This window comes from Paraburkholderia silviterrae (assembly GCF_004353915.1).
Classification (GTDB): Bacteria; Pseudomonadota; Gammaproteobacteria; order Burkholderiales; family Burkholderiaceae; genus Paraburkholderia; species Paraburkholderia silviterrae.
The window spans coordinates 139,776-157,162 of record NZ_SMRP01000015.1 but is presented as its reverse complement, the minus strand read 5'-3'; the positions used below and the strand labels follow the sequence as shown (position 1 = coordinate 157,162).

Genomic DNA, 17,387 nt, shown 5'->3' with positions numbered 1-17,387 from the left:
TGCAGATGATTTGTACTTCGTTGGAGATGCTGTTCAATTCAGCCTGCCTGAACGGTCGTCGCGCTTCATTCCCGCCATATGCTGCGTGGTACCGCAAACGCACTCCAACCACTGGCCTCATCGCTACCACCGGCGCGAATCCGCGCCACAGGACACTGAACCCTCAACTGGGTATACAACGCGGTCAAGTTTAAAGATTTCCATGTGATGCAACGTAGACTGTACTTTTTATATCGATGAACTTTCGTCCGCTTGCCTTACTGGTACAAAATCTCTTGTTGACTTGCATGGAAGTGACTTGACCAGTATTGAACGCACGCGATGCAAGCCCGGCGTGGCCTACTGATCTGCTGTCGTCGGTGCTACCGAACACATTCCGGGCGGCTATGTACAACACCACATTGCCGTCGAAGCACCGTCAGTTTATCGACGGTGCTCGTACCCACACATTGGAGACGACACAATTACTTTCCGATCTGATTGCCCACCACGCCGCCGACCGCTGCCCCACCTACGGTGCCCAGTGCGCTACCACCGGTGAGCGCCGCGCCGCCGACTGCCCCAACGCCAGCTCCGACCGCAGTATCCACGCCTCGGTGCGACATGCCAGAACAAGCCGCCAACCCAGCCACGCACAAGACGATTACAGTACGCTTTGAAAAGACATTCAACGTGTTCATTTTGACGCTCCCTTAAGCACCACGTACCGGCTCAGACGGTACGCTAACGGTCACCGATGAGACAACGTGCCCGCCGTTGCTGGCTAGACCTGACCCATGAGCACCAGTATCAGAACCACAACCACGACGAGGCCAACCATGCCGGACGGTGCGTACCCCCAAGATCGGCTATGCGGCCACGCAGGAAACGCCCCGACCAGAATAAGGATCAGTACGATCAGAAGAATGGTTCCAAGCATAAGGCCTCCGGCTGTTCTCAAGCACTAGACGATTGTCGTCCGCGCTGTCAGCGTTGGTCGCGCAAGCCGCGTACCTACCGTCGCAGTCGCGCAAAGACGTTGCGCGCCGATGCGGGAACGACATGAACGACTGAAAGCCCGATGACGATCGTGAATTCGGCGGTGGCCCGAGTGCGCAGTTCGATCCTCGAAGTATTTGAATAGCCTGATTTCAGGGATCGAGTTGATGCTTCGCATTCGCAAAGGACAATTTGGCGTTGCCCGCTTGCGACTCGAGGATACGGCTGCTCCCGCTGCCTGGAATGCCACCCTTTCCATTCAATAAGATATCCTACATATATACAAAAGGTCGTTCAGACCAGCTATTTGCACATCAGAACCTGTATTCGCCGCATGCAGTAACACTGCGCCGAAAGAGCAATCTATTTCCGGCGAATCGGGAAAATGACTGAACGTCGAGGTGGCCTCGACACGATGATTCTCTAATAGAGCGAGCAGCTTTGTGACTATCACCAGGCCGTGTCATTACGTGGAGCCCAGCGAGAATCTGAGCGAGCCGGAGCACCGGCGCCGGCGCACTGCACAAAAAAATCGCCATCGGGCAGGAAACACGGGTGCCAGACACGGGTGCCGGCTGTGGCCTGCCGTCGTGAGGGAGGCTGGCGAAGCTGGTTAATCTCCAGCGGCTCCGCACCACGCCCCCCGCTATCCAACCGGTGTCCGCCGCTTGCCTGACCTGTACCAGGCACGGCAAATGCGCCACTGCAGGTGCCGAAAGGCGACGCGCGCCGGGCAACGGCGTCCGAGGAACAGAAAATGGACATACTCAATATAGCTCGCGAAGCAGGCTTCGCGGTACTGCTTCAGGGCCGAATCGGCCGGCAGGAATATAGCAGTGTCTCAGGCACGGAGGAGGCGCTACGGTGCTTCGCTGACGCGATCCGGACCGCAACGCAACGGGAACAAACCCGCCGCGCCGCATTCTGGGCCGCCGCGCGACCCAAATGCCACTCACGTTTCATGCACAGGTAAGCACCGGCGCGTGCCGGGCTGCATTTCCAGGTCGCTTGTTGCCGATCGCATGGACGGGTGCAGGTCTGTACTCCTAAGGCGCGAGCCGCGTCACGTCCATACCCGTTTCACGCGATCTCACCAGCCGGTCCACCGTCGGACAACCGGACGATCAGCGCTTCGATGCCTTCAGGCGAAACAGGCTTGACCAGGTGAGCGTCGAAACCGGCTTCCCGGGAGCGGCGCCGGTCGTCTTCCTGCGACCAGCCGGTCAGCGCCACCAGCAAAAAGTGCCCGTCTGCTCGCTGCGCGCGAATCCGCTGGGCGGCCTCGTAGCCGTTCAACCCGGGCAGACCGATGTCGAGCAGGATCATGTCTGGCTGCAAGGCGGCCGCGTCCTCTACCGCGCGAAGCCCGTCGTACGCAATGTGGACATCATGACCCTGCATTCGCAGCAGCGTGGCGAGCGAGTCTGCCGAGTCATGGTTATCGTCAACGACCAGTATGCGCAGAGCCTGCGCCGTGCCCTGCTCGCCCCCGGATCGTTGCGGCGGCTCTGGCTGCGCCTGTTGCCGTTTAGCCAGCAGGGGCAGCCGCACCGCGAATTCGCTGCCCTGGCCCGCGCCAGCACTGTGGACGGCCACAGCACCGCCATGCATCTCCACCAGTGTCCTGACCAGTGTCAGGCCGATCCCCAGGCCGCTACGCGTGCGTTCCAGCGAATTGTCGGCCTGCGCAAACATGTCGAAAATGCGTGGCAGCTGCGCTGCCGTAATGCCGATGCCGTTGTCCCGCACACGAACGAGTGCATGGTCGCCTTCGCGTTCGAGGCGCAGTTCGATCAGGCCGCCGCCCTCGGTGAACTTGCTCGCGTTGCTCAGCAGATTGCCGATCACCTGGAGCAGCCGCACGGGGTCCCCGTCGACGTAGATCGGCTCGGGCGGCACGCTGACCACCAGTTCCTGCCGCATCGCATCGCATTCGCTGCGGGCAGCCTCGGCGGCGTGGTGGGCCAGCGAGTTCAGTTCGACCTCACCCCGGCGCAGTTCGATCTTGCCGCGACTAACGCGGCTCACATCAAGCAGCTCGTCGACAAGCCGAACCATCTGCGCCATCTGGCGTTGCATGATGTCGATCGCGGACCGATCGGCCGGCTTGCGTGTACCCGACTGCTGCAGTATCTGCAGGGCGTTGCGAATCGGCGCAAGCGGGTTGCGCAGTTCGTGGGCGAGTATCGCGAGAAACTCGTTCTTGCGCCGGTCAGTTTCGGCAAGCCCCGCGGCGAAGGCTTTCAGCTCGTCCTGCATGCGCCGGCTCTCGCTGATGTCGCGCACCACTCTCGATATACCGATTACCCCGCCGTTTGCGTTGCGAAGCGGCGAGATGGCGACCGACACGTGCAGCCGCCGCCCTTCCCGGTTCGTGATTGCGGTTTCGACATGGGCGATGCGCTCGCCCCGTCGCATCCGTGCCTGGACATCGGCCTCGCCGTTATCCTGTGCGGACGGCATCAGCCGCGCGAGAGGTGTGCTGATCGCCTCATCGGCGCGCAGTCCGAAAATCCGTTCCGCACCTGCGTTCCATGTCGTAATTACGTCGTCAAGGGTCGTGCTGATGATCCCGTCGTCGGAGCATTCGACAATCTCAGCCAGCCGCGCCTGGACTTCCCCTACGCGGGTGCGTTCGGTCACGTCCTCGAGCGCAAGCAGGATCAGCCCCGTAGCTTCCCCGTTGCGAACGATGCGGCGGGCATTGAGCAGCATGATCCTGCTGCCAATCGCGTCGAAGGTCGCCTTGACCTCGTAGTCCTCGAAAGGCTTGCTCTCGGTCAGCACCTGCGCGAGCAGTGCGTGCAGCTCGGGAACGTTCCACTGACCGTTGCCCAGTTCAAAGAGACGGTGCCCCTCCGCATCGGGTGGCATCTGCCTGAACGTGCGATAGAAGGCCCGACTCGCAATTTGGACACGCAGCTCGCTGTCCAGGACCAGCAGCGGGTCGCGCACTGTTTCGACAATGGCCTGGGCGTAGTCGCGTGCGTCGCGCAGCGCGGTCTGCGCGAGCTTCGCGGCGTGAATGTCCTCGAGCGCGAGCACCGCGCCGTCGATCCGGTTGTCCGCGGTGCGATAGGGCAGGACCCGGAACGCGTACCAGTGACCGGCTCCGTCCTGTACCTCGTGTTCGCGCATCTGCACGGTCTCGATGACCTCGCCCAGCAACGCTTCGAGACCGGCTGTCGGCACGGGAAGTCTAAGATGGCCGGCCGGGCGGCCGACGTCGCTGGCGCGCAGGTGCAGCAGCGTCGTGGCGGGCGGTGTGAACCGGCGCACGCACAAGTCATTGCCGAACACGACGATCGGAACATTGACACTGCCTAGCAGGTTGGTCATGTCGTCGTTAAGCCGGATGAGCTCGGCATTGCGGACCTGCAGCTGTTCGTTGACCGTCGTCAGCTCCTCGTTGAGCGATTGCAGCTCCTCCTTGGCGGACTCGAGCTCCTCATTGGTACTCTGCAGCTCCTCGTTCGACGACAGGATCTCCTCGTTGCTCGCCTTCAGCTCCTCATTGGCGGCATCCTGCTGCTCGATTACCGACTGCAGGTACTCGCGCATGGAGGCCAGTTCCTGGCGCAGCGATGCCAGCTCATCGCCAGGCCGTTTCGCGGATACCCCGCTGGCGGGCGCCGCCGGGATCGGAACGGTGCGATGGGCAGGCTCGGCAAACGAAATCAGGTAGCAGCGCTCCGCCGCATTCGGCAGTTTGACCGGAATGACGTGCAGGTCGATCTCCCGCTCCGCCACTTCGCCCCGTACGCGTACACCCTGACGGTGCACCGGGACGCCCTGCTGCTGGCACTCGGCGAGCGCGGCGCGCAACCCGATGAACAGCCCCTCGCGCGCCATCTTCAGCAGGTTGTGGCTCGGCTCCCCGGGGGCCGGGGCAAGGAATGGGCCGGTCTGGCCGCGAAACTGCAGGATGTCCAGATTTTCGTTGACCAGCACGCCAGGCGGCGCGTATCGGGCGAGCGCGACGCGGTCGGCCTCACGTTGCCAGTCTGCGACCGACATTGCCGGTGCCGGGGCGACGCTTCGCCCCGTCTCCACGACGGTTCGTTCAGTGCGGAAGTGGGGATACGACCGGGTTGCCGTTGCCCTTTTTGCATAGATGCGGTTGGGCTGGTCGACGGCGGCGAAAAGCGCGCCGAATGAGCCCACGGTTTCTGACGCGCCGAGGACGAGAAAGCCGCCCGGGTTCAGAGCGTAATGGAAAGTGGGAATGACGCGCTTTTGCAGCGACGGTGCGAGATAGATCAGCAGATTGCGGCAGCTGATCAGATCGACCCGCGAATAGGGCGGATCGGCTGCCACGTTCTGCCGCGCGAAGACGATCATGTCGCGCAGTGCAGGCGACACGCGGTAGTGGCTGTCCTCCCGGCTGAAAAACCGGTTGAGCCGGCCGGCCGACACTTCCGCCTCGATGCTGCCCGGATACAGCCCCTGCCGTGCCTGCTGCAGTGACATCGGGTCGCTCAGATCAGTGGCAAAAATCTGGACCGGCAGCGGTACGCGATGCGTCTCCTCAAGAAATTCCGTGACGACGATGGCCAGCGAGTAGGCTTCCTGGCCAGTCGAGCAGCCCGGCACCCAGATGCGCAGCGGCGCGCCGGGTTCCTTGTTCCTCATGATCGCGGGCAGCACGCATTGCCTGATCGCATCAAACGCGTCGGGGTCCCGAAAGAAGCTCGTGACGTTGATCAGGATGTCGTGGTACAGCGCCTCGAGCTCGGTGCGGTCACCTTTGAGTCGAGCCGCGTACTCGGCCAGGCTACCGAGTGAGTGCAGCACCATCCGGCGCGTCATGCGCCGCTTCACGGTCGTATCGCGATAGTTGCTGAAGTCGACCTTGAATGCCATATGCAGCCGGCCCAGGATCTCCCGGTAGTCCCGGTCTTCCTCGATGGTTTCGGGTTCGGATTTCGCTGCCCGGGAGGCGACAACATGGGGATGGCGGCCGATGCGCGCCAGTACGCGAGCCATTTCAGCAGGGGCCAGAACCATGTCGATGCAGCCCGAGCGGATCGCATTCAGGGGCATGCCCACGTGGGCCGCGCTCTGTTCGTCCTGGGCGAGCGTGATGCCTCCCGCAGCCTTGATCTCCTCCACGCCCAGCGTCCCGTCGGTGCCGGTGCCTGAGAGGATGACGCCGATCGCGCGGTCCTGGCAGTATTCGGCCAGTGACTTGAGGAAATGGTCAACCGGCAGATGGACGCCGTGCGCCTCACCGCGCGGACTGACCCGGCATTCACCGCCGGCAATCGCGAGCGTCGTGTTGGGCGCAATCACATAGACGTGGTCCGGTTCGACCGGCAGGCCATCGCGCGCCTCGAGCACCGGCATCTGCGTGACTTCGGCCAGCAGGTCACGCAATCGGCTTTCGTGCTGGGGATCGAGATGCTGCACGATGACGAAGGCCATGCCGGTATCGACAGGCAACTGTCCGAGCAGTTTGTTCAGGGCGTCCAGTCCGCCGGCCGACGCACCGATGCCGACCACGGGACCCGGGTTTTCCCGGACACGATCATCCCGTCTTTCAGCAGGGGCAGTGGACCGTGGTGGCGAGACCACGGACGGTCGAGACGTTTTCCGGTTCAAGCGCCATGCTCCATGAGGGGAATCGTTGCTGCTGCACGGCACCATTCGCCACATCGGCTTGTGAAAGGCCAAATGTGCAAGCGTCGCGCACAGGGACCTGCGCGGTAGCAGCGCGGTAGCAGCGCGGTAGCAGCGCGGTAGCAGCGCGGTAGCAGCGCGGCGCTTTCTTCCATTTACGGGGCGGGTACGGAATCCGGCACACGGCCCGGATGTTGCCGGCGGTCCATGCACGTGATCCGCCGTCCGGAATGCGCCCACGCATTCGATATTCCGGATTTCGACGTCCGCAGTGGCTACTATACTGCGCCGGCATAGGAATAGAGCCCGGCCGGCGCGGGCGGGTCCACCGGGGATGGCGGGGATTTTGCAGGCAGCGTCTGCGAAATCCGCGGCGGTTTCAAGGGACAATCGCACCTGGCCGACGCAATCCAAAGCCAGCGCGACCGTCCGTACATTTGTGACTTGCAGACATATTTCTCGCCTGTATGTTTAACATTCCTCGACTATCCTTCGGTACGGGTTTTCTCCCGGCCAGGGGAGTCACAAAAAGGGGCACAAAAATGGTCATACAAAGGCTCTTGATCCGTGCCGTAAAGGGCAGGCTTCAAGTTATTCCGGTATGGCAATGCCTCGCCAGGAACGGCGCAAAAGTTTGCCGCTGGAGTATGAGCGTCGACCGCAAGTCTGGCTCGGAATCGATGACCGTCGACATTGCCACTTCCGGGCCGCATTGCACGGCCGATATCATCGCTACGCTTGGCAAGGCGCCGCTGAACATGTCAGTCACCCCGCTTCCCCCTGCCGTGGTCTCGGATCACGGAGTCCTGACATGAAGGCACGTTCGAAGCGGCAGATTCACCCCCGAAGGTTCGCACTTCACTGATGGCGCAGCGCGCCGCGCATGGATGCGCCGATTATATTTGCATTCCTGAAGATAGCGAAAACTTCGGCATCCAGTATCTGTGGCTGCACGCAACGATGCGCCGAACCTGCATGTCGAACGCCCCGCGCGCTTCGCTGCGTACATTGCCGAATCGGCCAGGTCGAGAAGTTCCTCAGTGGTCTTTGCGCGGTCGGGGAAAGTCGCAATGCCAATGCTGACGCGAAGCGGAAATCTTCCGTCGTACTCGCCCTCCCCGACATTCAAGACGCATGCGATCAAGCGGCTGGCAAGCTCGCACAGCTGTCCATCGTCACCACGGTCCGCCGCAACCAGCACGAACTCGCCGCCGCCGACACGCTCGTTCGAGCCGAAGCCGCCGTATCGCATCCGCGGCGGCGGGATGATGCCCACGACTACGATGCTCGATAACCCTCCCCCTCCACGATGGGGGGGACTCGGCCGGATGCGTTCAGTATGCTTGACACGATGACGCGGCACGTTGCTGCGCCGATAGCCCTACGAGGTAGTCTCCGTGTCAGCGCCCCATACACCCGATGCTTCCGATGCTTCCGACAACCTGATCATCGCGACCCCGTCGGCCTACGCCTATCCATTGCTCATCAAGCAACTGCTGCTGAATTCGCAGAGCGTGAGTGCCGATCAGGAGATCAGCTACCGCGGCAAGCAGCGCTATACGTTCGCCGATCTGCGCAAGCGCATCGGGCAACTTGCATCCGCGCTCGACGCGCTGGGCGCAAGGCACGGCTCCACCGTTGCCGTGCTCGATTGGGATAGTCACCGGTACCTCGAAAGTTATTTCGCAATCCCGATGATGGGCGCCACGCTGTTTACGGTCAACGTCCGCACCTCCCCCCAGCAGATCGCTTACGCATTGAACGACTCGCGTGCCGAGCTGGTGCTCGCGCACGCGGATTTCCTGCCGGTTCTGGAACAGATCCAGGCGGAGCTGAAGTTCGTGCGCCAGGTCGTGGTGCTCGCCGACGGCAATCCGCTGCCGTCGACCACCCTGCCCTTCGTGGGCGAATATGAAGCGCTGCTCGCGCCGGCATCGCCGGATTATGTCTTTCCCGAGTTCGACGAGAACACGCGCGCTGCGCTTTTCTATACCACGGGCACCACGGGCGATCCAAAAGGCGTTTGCTACAGCCATCGCCAGATCGTGCTGCATGCGCTGACGATCGCGACGAGCTTTTGTTCGCCGCGCGAGGGACAGCGCCTGCATCGCGAAGACGTCTATATGCCGATCACGCCGATGTTCCACGTGCTCGCGTGGGGCGTGCCCTATATCGCCGTGTTGCTCGGGCTGCGCATCGTGCTGCCCGGCCGCTATGTGCCCGAGCAATTGCTGGCACTGCAGCAGACCGAAAAAGTCACGTTCTCGCATTGCGTGCCCACCATCCTGCAGATGCTGCTCGACGCAGCCCGCCGCGAAGGCCGCAAGCTCGATGGATGGAAGATCGTCATCGGGGGTTCGGCGCTGCCGCCCGCACTGTGCCGCAGCGCCGTCGAGCAGGGTATCGACGTGTTCGCGGGCTACGGGATGTCCGAGACGGGCCCGACGGTGGCGCTCTCCCAGTTGCCTCCGGGCGGCGCTCCCGCCGACCAGGACGAGAACATCCGCAAACGTGCCATGACGGGACGCCCGCTGCCGATGGTGGATTTGCGCGTGGTCGATGACGACATGCGCGACGTGCCGCGCGACGGCACGACACCCGGAGAGATCGTGCTGCGCGCGCCGTTCCTCACGCTCGGGTACCACAACCAGCCCGAGGCGTCGGAGGCGCTCTGGCGCGGCGGCTACCTGCATACCCAGGACGTTGCCGTGATGACGCCGGACGGTTATGTGCAGATCGTCGATCGCATCAAGGACGTGATCAAGACCGGCGGCGAATGGGTCTCGTCGATCGAGATCGAGGGATTGATCGGCGAGCTGCCCGATGTGCAGGAGTGCGCAGTAGTCGGCGTCAAGGACGACAAGTGGGGCGAACGGCCCATGGCGCTGGTGGTGCCCGTCCAGGGAAGCTCGCTCGACGCCGAAGATGTGCGCCAGCATCTGCACCGGCATGTCGAAGCCAACCGCATCAGCCGGTATGCGGTGCCGGAGGCGAGCCGGATCACGTTCGTGGCTGAAATACCGAAGACCAGCGTGGGCAAGATCGACAAGAAGGCCATACGCAAGCTGATTGATTGACAGAGGACTGCATGGCGCCGGAGAGCGATCGGCACCAGACAGTCACGATCACGGGGGCGCCGGCGGCTTTGGCGCCCTGCCCACAGCCAAAGAGAATTCGTATATAACGGGCCAGGCTGTCGCGGTGGACTGCGGCGTTTCCGCCCTCTGAGCGAAACCGGGGAAGGCAACGCGCCCCGGTCCCGCAGCGACTACACGCCGGACCGTTTCAAGGCTGTTTCCCACGTTTGAACAAGGTATTCCCGCGCGCCACCGCTTCGCGGCGGCGCGCGTCGGCGCATGGCAGCCTACCGTGGATTCGCGTCATCCAGCGCGTCGCTCAATCCATACAACTCGTGGCGCATCGCCACGTTGTCGACATCGTGGCTGAGCACCACCAGATCGTGCAGCTTGCCGTCCGAATCGGCCACCTGGCGATGCAGCAGCGCTTCCGCCCGAAAGCTCAGCGCCTCGAACACGGCGATCGCCGCCCCCTGATCGGTTGTCATCTGCGCGACGAGCTTCTTCAAGCCGCGCTCGAGCGCCTGCGCAAAACACGCCTGGATCAACGCCCGCCCGAACCCCGTCCCGCGCGCAGCGGGCGCAACCAGCACGCGCAACTGGCCAACATGCCGCGACCAGCTCAGCTTGTCGGCGACGATTGCGGTGCAGCCAATCACCGTCCCATCGTGCTCGCGCGCGATCAGACTGGTCACGTTGTCGCCGTCGAGCGCGCGCATCCATGCGTCGATGACCTCCGGGCGGCGGACGTCGCGCGGCACGAACAGCAGATCGTGCACGGGCAAGGTGGCGATGAACGCGATCACCGCGTCGCGGTCGTCGCTCGTCATCGGCGCGATCTCGATCTGCCTGCCTGCGGATTCGATGCTGAGCGGATAGCTGCGTGATGTCTGGGTCATATCGAACGTCCCTCCAGCCATGAATCGAGTTTGGGCCACATACGTTTGATCGCGTTCGCACCGGCGGCAATGCTTACATGGCCCCCCGGCAACACGACCTCCTCCTTGTCAGCCGAGCCGACGCGCTCGACCAATGGACGCGCGCAATCCGGCGGCACGATATGGTCGTACTGCGCGACGATGTGCAAGAGCGGCACCGTGACCTTGCCGAGCTCGACGAGCCGCCCGCCGATGCGCAATGTGCCTTCGTACAGGGCATTTTTTTGCAGCAGCTCCCGGGTCGTCTGGCGGAAGTAGCCGCCCGGCAGTGGTAGCGTCTCGTTGCCCCAGCGCTCCATCATGCGGTAGCCCTTGACGAACTGGTCGTTCCAGAGGTTGTCCCACAGCCTGATCTGCCCGGCGATGCGGCTGGCCGGGCGCAACACGTCAAAGCCTGCGAGGACGAAATCCGCCGGCACGACACCAACGCCATCGACGAAGCGGTCGACATCGAAACTGCGCTCGTCCGCCAATGACCGGAACAGCTCCATCTTCGAGAAGTCGACCGGCGTCGTCATGCAGACCAGGTTCTTTACCGGCCCGTCGACATGCAGCGACTGATAGATCGCCGACAGCATGCCGCCCGCGCAGTAGCCGAGCAGCGTGACGTCCTGCTCGCCCGAGTCCTGTTGCACGCGTCTGATGCAATCGGGGATGAAATCGAGCACGTAGTCGTCGATCTTCAGATCGCGCTCGTCGTCCGTGGGCGCGTTCCAGTCGATCAGGTACACGTCGTAGCCGCGCCCGAGCAGGAACTCGATCAGGCTCTGCCCCGGCGCCAGATCGAGGATGTAGCCCTTGTTCGTCGGCGCCATCACGACCAGGAGCGGCACGCGATAGACCTCGTCGACAACGGCGCGGTAATGGACCAGCTCCAGCGTGCCGCGCCGATGCAGCACGGTCTTCGGCGTCCTGCCGACCGAGGGTGTATGGAGGCCAAGCAGCTCCATGCTCTTGAGGCCACGCTGCACGGCGCGATCGACCTCGAGCTGCAGGCGCTCGGGCAGCGCGAGATTCGCGCCCGTCTTTCCAGTGGACTGCGAGGCCATCGTTCAGCTCCGCTCAGCACGCGTGCCGCGGCGCGTTTTTTTCTCGGCGGCGACGGGCTCGGAGGGGGACGCCGCGCCGGGCGGTCGGCGGGTTCGCGCGGGCCGCGGCGCGGGCGCGGCAGACATCTCCTGCGGCAACAGGCGGTCGAGCTTTTCCTCGATGCGCCGCAACGACACCGCGAGTTCATCGACCGCTTTGCGGCTCGGCAGATTGGCACGCCGCAAATACTCCTCCATGGTCTTCTCGAACCATTGCTGCATGCCGATCGAGACCGACGAAAACTGATGCAGCGACTGGAGCACTTCCTGCGATTTCAAGCTGTCGTTCGCGAGCGCGTTGGCGTCGTTCTCGAGTTTCGACAAGGCTTCGCGCCAAATCTGAAACGGATCGGGGAATAGAGAGGAAGCCATAACGTTTTATACCGGTCGACAAAACAGGATGGGGGCACGCGAATCGAGGCGGCTCGCGCATCGCAAACTCAACGGATCAGGCGCTTCCATGCGCATTGCCATGCCACGTTTCAATGGCCTGAATCGGCGCGAAGTAATGCCCGAGCAGCCCCCGGCAAACGGATACCGGGTTGAACAGCGGGAACGCGCTCAGAGCCACGGTCCAGCCGATATCGGTGAGCGTGCGATGGATCATCGTCCAGCGCCAGCTCTCGAGCCGCTCGCCGAGCATGAGCCACGCAATCGCCAGATTGCGGCTCATGGGAAGACCCGCCCACGCGACATCGTCACGGCACGGCGCCGATAGTTCTATGGTGCGATCGGCCGGCGCCGCCGCTTCGCCCGCGGGCGTTGCCAGGCCGAGCCGAAGCGCCGCGCCAATGCGGTCGAGCGCATCGCGCGCGGCCCGCAGCACGCCGTCGAAGTTCAGGAAGCCATGGAACTGCCCGGCGTAGTGCAGCAATTCGACCGGCACGCCGGCTTCACGCAGACGCCCGGCGTAGGCCAGGCCGTCGTCGCGGATCGGGTCGAAGCCCGCCGTCACGACGAGCGCCGGCGGCAAGTCACGCAGCTCGCGGGTGAATGCCGGCGAGATCCAGGGATTCGCAAGATCCGTGCGCCCTTGCGTGATCAGCCTGCGGATCGCATCGATACCCTCCGATGTCAGGACATAGCCGCCCGCGTTTTCCGCCTTGGAAGCGAAATCGTCGAGCAGATTCGTGGCGGGATAGGCCAGCACCTGAAGCCGCAGCGCCGTTCCGCCTTGTTCGACATGGCGCTGGGCCACCGCGGCGGCGAGATTGCCGCCGGCCGAGTCGCCGCCCACGGCCAGACGCGTGGAATCGATGCCGAGCAAGCTGCCCTCGCGGACGATCCAGTCCAGCGCGGCCATGCAGTCGGCTCGACCGGCATACAGGTCGTGCTCAGGCGCCAGACGGTAGCGCACCGCAACCACCATCACGCCGCTAGCCGCCGCGATATGCCGGCAAATGGCATCGGCGGTCGCGAGCCCGCCCATCATGAAACCGCCGCCGTGAAACCACAGGAATGCGGGCGCGGCCTCGGCCGTCAGCGAGGGCCGATACACCTTCATCCGGATCGGCGCATACGGCCCGGGAATCGATCGTGTTTCGACGCGGGCCACCGCATCCGCACGGCCCAGCGCAAGCGCCGACAAACGCCACGCCAGCCGATGCTGGCGAAAGTTGAAACGGTTGACCGGCTTGCGCTTCATGAAATTGAGCATGTTCAAAAGCACTTCGGCTTCCGGATCGAGGCTTGCGGCACGCAGGCGCTTCGGTCGGCCGGGACCGCACCGCCTCGGTGGACTCGATGGATTCGAAGTCCCTTCTTCGCTTGTCGTCGAATTCACAGGCTCTCCTCACGCACGTTGTGAACTATCGGGGCATTGCCTGACAACTCAGGAATCCTCATGCTGCATGCGAGAAGCCGCTCCCGTCCGGAAAGCCTGGGCGACAAGCTCAAGCATGCGCCCGTTTTGCACGCTCGAGGTCTCCCGCGTAATGCCGCTTGCCTAGCGCAAACGCCAGCATCGAGACGAGCCCGACACAGGGCAGGACTTCCAACGCACCGTGCAGGCCGATACGGTCCGCGACGAAGCCCGTGACGAATGGGCCTGGAGCCATGCCAAGCAGGCTGTTCGCGAGCGTGAGCGTCGCGAAGACCGACCCGTGGATGGCGGCAGGCGTGACGTTGGCCACCATCGCACCGGACGGGCCATTGGTGCCGGACACGACGAACATTGCGGCACCAATCAGCACGAGCTGCAAAGTGCCGATGGGCACGCGAAAAGCGATCGCAAGCAGCAAGGCCGAGATGGCGCAATACGCGAGCGCGATGCCCCACTTCCTGGTGGGATCGCCCTTGCTCGCGCGATCCACCAGCATGCCGCACAGGACCATGCCGAGTCCGTTGATGAGGACGAATCCCGCCGCCATCACGCCGGCGCGTGCCGGCGGCATGCCGTAATAGCGGTTGAAATAGCTTGGCAGCCATGCGTAGAGCGCGCCGCCGACGAAGACCTGCAAGCCGCTGCCGACATAAGCGAAGCGCGCGGACACCGACGCGAACAATCCTTCAAGGACGATCCGGGCACTCTCTGCGATACGCATCCGGCCGGACGCCGCGCGGGATGCTTTTTCGATGAGATGCGGCGCGAGCCGCGCCTCGGTCACCACGGCGCGATAGAGCACGACCAGCACGATGCCGAAGCCGGCCATGGCGCCAAACGCCCAGCGCCAACCCAGGTGTGCCATGATCACGCCGCCGAGCGCCATGCCGATGACCGAGCCAAGCGCGGCGCCCGCCATGAAGCTCGCGGTCAGCGACGAGCGCAGATGCGCCGGGAAGATGCTCATGATCAACGCCGGTCCGACGGCGCCATAGGACGCCTCGCCCAGCCCGACCAGCGCACGTGCGAGCAACATGTTGCCGTAGCTCGTGGAGAGCGCGCAGCCGAGCGTCGCGAGACTCCAGAGTGCCGCCATCAGGACGATGCTACGGACCCGTCCCCAGCGGTCCGCGAGTATCGAGAGCGGCAGCGTGAGCACGCCGACCATCAGCGCAACCACGCTGTTGAACGACCCGAGCTGCGCGTCGGAGAGGTTCCAGACCGCCTTGAGCGCCGGGAAGACGGCGTTGAGCACCTGCCTCGACATATAGTCGGAAAGCATCAGGCCGATGGTGAGCACGAGCACCACCCACGTATACGGGTGGGGGCGGGGCAAGGTGCGCATGGCCAGATCATGCTTTGGCAGGGAATCGGCGCGCGGGATATGCATGCTTGTCTCCTTCGAGGGTGTTTCGCGCCTTTAGAACCTGTGGCCCATCCCCAGGATCGCCACGATCTGGTGGTTGTTCGACGACGGGGTCACGGGGCCGATTTCCGCGACTGCAGGCAAACCCAGCGAATTCGTTCCGGCCGCATGCTGGTAGATCGTCCCACCGTAAAAATCGGTACGCTTCGATACGAAGTAGTCAAAGCCGAGATCGACTTGCTGGTAGCGAGCGGCGTTGACACCGGAAGAATGGGTGTAAGCGTACGACGCGCCGAGCAGGAGCGCCGGAGTCAACAAATATTTGAAATTGAGTTCGCCGATGTTGAACGTCTCGCCCCCACGGTAGCCCGCTTCGGTCGCCGTCAATCCTGCGACCGTCGTTGCGCCGAGGTCGGTATAGCGCGTGTTGCTATAGACAGCGGCAATCGTCGCGCTGCCGAGCGTATACGCGGCACCGGCGGCGAATATTTTTTGCGCCCCCGCCGATGCGTAACCCGCGTTCACCGGACTCCACAGGTTGTTGCCGGTTGCGCTCGACGACGGGTTATTGCCGTAGAACGAGAAGTTGGGCTGGTTGGCCACCTGATAGCCCATGCCCAACGTGATGGCGCCGTTCACGTACCCAGCACCGAGCGCCCAGATCTGATGCTCGGCCGTCGAGCCCGGAACGCCGCCAAAGCTGTACATGGCCGAGCCGGTAAATCCATGGATCTTGGGCGTCGTGTAGATCACGGCATTGTTCACGCGATTGAAGCTGTCGAGATTATCGACGTCGCCGGGATGTGCGCCATAGCCCGAGCCGCTGAAAGCCCAGCCTCCGCCCGCGGTCAGCGGTCCCCCGACATACCAGTAGCCGCTCGAGTATTGGCGGCCAAGGGTCAGCGTGCCGGCATTGCTGGCAATACCCACATAGGCCTGGCGGCCAAAAATGGCGCCGCCCTGCAGCGATGCACCGGTATTGTTGGTAAATCCGCTTTCGATGGAGAAGATCGCCTTGAGGCCGCCGCCCAAATCTTCGGTCCCGGTCAAGCCCCAGCGATTCGCGGTCTTCGCGCCACTGGTCAGGAAATATTGGCGTTGTCCGCCCGCGTTCGAGTTGAAAGTCAACGCATCGTCAACCACGCCGTATAGCGCAACGCTGCTCTGCGCATGCGCCGCGGAAAGCGAAAGCAATAACGAAATCCCGCCTGCGTATTTTTTCATTTTTTTGTCTCCACCTATTTTATTTAATTAGATAACCTTAATTTATGCGCAGGCCGACGGCGATGGCGCACGTGCGCGCCATCGCCCATCATTGCCGGTCAGGCGATCTTGCGCAGATAGCCTTGTTGCCCGCCGTTGCGGTTGGGCGCGAAGCCGTTGGCGGCCAGGGTTTCTTCCACCGTGTCGTAGAACACGCCGATCTTGCTGATCTCACGCGCCTGTTTGGCCGTGGCAATCGGCCGGCCGAATACGCGGGCGATGTCCACCAGTTGCTTGATCTGCGCGACCGTGCCGATCTTGGCCGTGCGCGACTGGTTCCACAGGTTGTCCTCAGTACCCGTGCGCACGTGGAGGCCCATCGCGATACCCATCATGTTCACCGGCAGCACATTGAGCACGGAGCTTTCCACCGTCAGCACCGCGCCATCGGGCACCGCGCGCACGAAGTTGGCCAGGCTGTAGACGTTGGGCACATCCATGCCGCCGCCGATGGCGACCCAGTTCATCACCAGCGGACCCTTGTAGATGCCGCGGCGCATCAGGCGCTCCACCGAGTCGAAGCTGTTGATGTTGTAGCACTGGAACGCACTCTGAATGCCGGCGGCCGTGAGACGGCGGATATGCTCCTCGGCCCAGCCGGGCTGCGCGGGCACCGTCATCTCCTTGTAAGCGTTGAACACCGCCGGGTCTTCCATCGAGGTGCCGATGATGTCGCGCGCATCGAATTGCTCCAGGACATTCATCTGCGAGGTGTTGATCGTCACCGTCACCTGGTCGGGCTTGGGGTCCAGTTCGGCCAGCATGTGGCGCGTGTCGTCGGACAGCCACTTGGCGGCCGCGCCCTCGGTTTCCGGCGCGAAACTGATGGAGCCGCCCACCTGGATGATCATCTCCGGCACGCGCGCGCGCACCCCGGCGATCAGCTCGTTGAACTTCGACAGACGCTTGCTGCCCTTGCCGTCCAGTTCGCGCACGTGCAGGTGCAGCACCGTTGCGCCCGCGTTGTAGCAGTCCACCGCCTTCTGGACCTGCTCCTCCATCGTGACCGGAATCTCCCCGGGGAAGTCCGACGGCAGCCACGACGGCGCATAGGGCGCGGCCGTGATGATCAGCGGCTGCTGGTTTTCGGGGAACAAGTGTCCGTCGAGAAAATTCATGGCGTGTCTCCTGTGAATACCAGGTAGGGAATAGAGATGATTTGAACTGGGCTCGTAGCGTCTTGTCGCCGACGCCATCCGATTCACACCAGAAGAATATCGCCGCGAAAGCGACCGT

12 protein-coding genes and 1 pseudogene are annotated in these 17,387 nt (G+C 63.3%); 2 read left to right on the top strand and 11 right to left on the bottom strand.

Annotated elements, in window-relative coordinates; translation table 11 throughout:
• Positions 1–464: 464 nt before the first annotated feature.
• Together EYW47_RS42700 and EYW47_RS25900 are read right to left on the bottom strand one after the other, a co-directional pair.
• Entirely contained in the window at positions 465–605 is a 141-nt protein-coding gene (locus EYW47_RS42700) for a glycine zipper 2TM domain-containing protein (RefSeq protein WP_377784818.1), read from the bottom strand.
• A gap of 158 nt (positions 606–763) precedes the next feature.
• Positions 764–919: a DUF3309 family protein gene (locus tag EYW47_RS25900; RefSeq protein ID WP_133197683.1), complete on the bottom strand. Its 156-nt coding sequence runs from the start codon at positions 917–919 to the stop codon at positions 764–766.
• Positions 920–1,097: 178 nt separating this feature from the next.
• Here EYW47_RS25900 and EYW47_RS42695 point away from each other — a divergent pair.
• Positions 1,098–1,244 (top strand): annotated as a pseudogene (locus tag EYW47_RS42695) (IS6 family transposase); the annotation flags it as partial.
• Between the two features lie 814 nt (positions 1,245–2,058).
• Here EYW47_RS42695 and EYW47_RS25885 read toward each other — a convergent pair.
• Positions 2,059–6,480: a chemotaxis protein CheB gene (locus EYW47_RS25885; protein WP_165976677.1), complete on the bottom strand. Its 4,422-nt coding sequence runs from the start codon at positions 6,478–6,480 to the stop codon at positions 2,059–2,061.
• 913 nt (positions 6,481–7,393) lie between these two features.
• A complete protein-coding gene (locus EYW47_RS25880) occupies positions 7,394–7,873 on the bottom strand; it encodes a diguanylate cyclase (RefSeq protein WP_240763921.1) in 480 nt (159 codons plus the stop codon).
• Positions 7,874–7,994: 121 nt separating this feature from the next.
• Between EYW47_RS25880 and EYW47_RS25875 the strand changes: the two genes are divergently transcribed.
• Entirely contained in the window at positions 7,995–9,674 is a 1,680-nt protein-coding gene (locus EYW47_RS25875; protein WP_133197680.1) for a fatty acid--CoA ligase, read from the top strand.
• Positions 9,675–9,961: 287 nt separating this feature from the next.
• Here EYW47_RS25875 and EYW47_RS25870 read toward each other — a convergent pair whose 3' ends face one another.
• The 7 genes from EYW47_RS25870 to EYW47_RS25840 all read right to left on the bottom strand — a co-directional run bounded on the left by EYW47_RS25870 (position 9,962) and on the right by EYW47_RS25840 (position 17,269).
• Entirely contained in the window at positions 9,962–10,573 is a 612-nt protein-coding gene (locus EYW47_RS25870; protein ID WP_133197679.1) for a GNAT family N-acetyltransferase, read from the bottom strand.
• Complete coding sequence (locus EYW47_RS25865; protein ID WP_133197678.1) at positions 10,570–11,661, bottom strand: PHA/PHB synthase family protein; 1,092 nt, start codon at positions 11,659–11,661, stop codon at positions 10,570–10,572. Before EYW47_RS25865 ends, EYW47_RS25870 begins: the two co-directional genes overlap by 4 nt.
• A gap of 3 nt (positions 11,662–11,664) precedes the next feature.
• Positions 11,665–12,024 (bottom strand): hypothetical protein, encoded by a 360-nt coding sequence (locus tag EYW47_RS25860; protein ID WP_133197677.1) that lies wholly within the window; start codon positions 12,022–12,024, stop codon positions 11,665–11,667.
• Between the two features lie 124 nt (positions 12,025–12,148).
• Positions 12,149–13,369: an alpha/beta hydrolase gene (locus EYW47_RS25855; protein ID WP_133197676.1), complete on the bottom strand. Its 1,221-nt coding sequence runs from the start codon at positions 13,367–13,369 to the stop codon at positions 12,149–12,151.
• Positions 13,370–13,592: 223 nt separating this feature from the next.
• Positions 13,593–14,912: an MFS transporter gene (locus EYW47_RS25850; protein ID WP_377784814.1), complete on the bottom strand. Its 1,320-nt coding sequence runs from the start codon at positions 14,910–14,912 to the stop codon at positions 13,593–13,595.
• A 30-nt stretch (positions 14,913–14,942) separates the two neighbouring features.
• Entirely contained in the window at positions 14,943–16,112 is a 1,170-nt protein-coding gene (locus EYW47_RS25845; protein WP_133197675.1) for a porin, read from the bottom strand.
• 98 nt (positions 16,113–16,210) lie between these two features.
• Entirely contained in the window at positions 16,211–17,269 is a 1,059-nt protein-coding gene (locus EYW47_RS25840; RefSeq protein WP_133197674.1) for a beta-keto acid cleavage family enzyme, read from the bottom strand.
• Between the last annotated feature and the right edge of the window lie 118 nt (positions 17,270–17,387).

Coding starts and splice junctions, on each gene's coding strand:
- EYW47_RS25840 (WP_133197674.1), bottom strand. CDS start 17,269: ATGAATTTTCTCGACGGACACTTGTTCCCCGAAAACCAGCAGCCGCTG.
- EYW47_RS25900 (WP_133197683.1), bottom strand. CDS start 919: ATGCTTGGAACCATTCTTCTGATCGTACTGATCCTTATTCTGGTCGGG.
- EYW47_RS25870 (WP_133197679.1), bottom strand. CDS start 10,573: ATGACCCAGACATCACGCAGCTATCCGCTCAGCATCGAATCCGCAGGC.
- EYW47_RS42700 (WP_377784818.1), bottom strand. CDS start 605: ATGTCGCACCGAGGCGTGGATACTGCGGTCGGAGCTGGCGTTGGGGCA.
- EYW47_RS25845 (WP_133197675.1), bottom strand. CDS start 16,112: ATGAAAAAATACGCAGGCGGGATTTCGTTATTGCTTTCGCTTTCCGCG.
- EYW47_RS25850 (WP_377784814.1), bottom strand. CDS start 14,912: ATGCATATCCCGCGCGCCGATTCCCTGCCAAAGCATGATCTGGCCATG.
- EYW47_RS25865 (WP_133197678.1), bottom strand. CDS start 11,661: ATGGCCTCGCAGTCCACTGGAAAGACGGGCGCGAATCTCGCGCTGCCC.